The following is a 1,593-nucleotide window of genomic DNA, read 5'->3' on the forward strand; positions in this document are numbered from 1 at the left end:
CCGGGGGCGTTGTTCCGAGGGTCCTGGTCGTCGGGGAGTGATGGCAGCGGTCAGGCTGGGGGTTGGAGTTCTCGGATCTTGGTGAGCACGCTGGGGAGCAGGCGCTGTCCGGGCGGCAGTCGGAGGGTGAGGGTTCGTCCGTGGTGGACCAGGCGGGCAGGCACGCACAGGAGTTCATCGCGGAGTCGAGCGCCGTGTGCACGGCCGTTGGAGTCGAGGCCGGTGAGGGCTTGCAGCAGGGTCGAGAGGTTCCCGGCGAGCAGCGCGGCCCACATCCACACGGTGTTGACGGTCTTGTTCCCGGAAGGCAACCGGCGCAGCGCGGCTCCGTGTTTGGCCTCGCGGATGCGGTCCTCGATGTCGGTGCGGCGGCGGAACCACGCCTCGATCGCCACGATGGAGTCCACGGCTGGCTTGGTCTGGTCGGGCTGGTCGTTGGCCGGGATGTTGGTGACGATGAATGAGACCGCGTAGGCGTGGGTGGCGGTGCCGTCCAACGCGAGCGTGAGCTGGTCGGGGTCAAGGGTGCGGCGCCGCCGCGATCTGGGGTCGGCCGAGATCTGCTCGGCCTCGACACGGACTCGCCGCACGATGGTGTAGCTGCCGTCGGGCCAGCCGGCGGGGGCGTAGTCGACCGCGGCCACCTGCGCGCCGGTCATGTCGATCGCGTCGGCCCAGGCCGCTTCGGGGATGGAGGCGTAGGCGCGCCACATCGCGGTGTTCCGTTTCGCCGCGATGGCGAAGTCACAGCCCGCCTCGACGGCGGCGATCGCGAGGTCGGCGGTGAAGTAGCCGGCGTCGGCGCGCACCCGCAACCGGTCCTGGCCGGCGGCGGTGACTCGAGCCCTTTCGGGGATGCCGGCCAGGGCCCGGGTGAGCATCTCGGCGGCGCGGGGTCGGACGTCGTCGTTGCCGGCCATCAGCTCCGCGGCCACCGTCACCCCGGCCTCGGCCCAGGTCGCCAGGTGCGCCCGACCGCAGCGTTGCCCGGCGTAGTTGTAGGCCACGCCTTGCTTGCGGGAGCCGTAGACCTCGACGTCGGTGGAGTCAAGATCCACCGTGACCCGCCCGGACAAAGCGATGCGTCGCGTCGCGGGCAGCGACGCGAACGCCCGGCCGGTCAAGTCCGCGACCCCGGCCTCGACCCCGGCCAGCCGGTCGGCGTCCAGACGGCGGGCGAGCCCCGCCGCTGTCGTCGACGCCATACCGGGCACCGCGGACAGCTCGACCGTCGCGACGTCGGCACGCTGCCGATCCAACGCGACCAGCGCGTTGCCGCCCAACAGTTGGGACTGGGCAAGTCCGACGAGCAGCTCGCCCGCCCTGACACCACGGTTTCGTTGCTTGATCGGCCCGACCCTGCGATCCAGGATCCCGATCACGTCGAGCTTCTCGACGAACTCGGCCACCGCGGCGACACCAGAGGTGGCGGTCAACGAAGGGTCCGGGGCGCCGATCCTGACGCGCCTGCGGACATGCTTTCGGGCGGGCTTGCGACGACGTACTCTCTTCACCGACAGGGTGCACTTTCCGCTCGGACGATCCACGGCTTCGACAACCGCGATTCTCCAAGCAGGCAAGGCACCCTGTTGC

General features: G+C 70.7%; 1 protein-coding gene. It reads right to left on the reverse strand.

Translation table 11 applies throughout. The features are described 5' to 3' along the window. Window positions 1-50: 50 nt before the first annotated feature. Window positions 51-1,547, reverse strand: a complete 1,497-nt coding sequence (locus tag Q0W90_RS24470) for an IS1380 family transposase (RefSeq protein WP_366895789.1) — start codon at window positions 1,545-1,547, stop codon at window positions 51-53. Between the last annotated feature and the right edge of the window lie 46 nt (window positions 1,548-1,593).

This window comes from Mycobacterium sp., from assembly GCF_025933915.1.
GTDB lineage: Bacteria > Actinomycetota > Actinomycetes > Mycobacteriales > Mycobacteriaceae > Mycobacterium.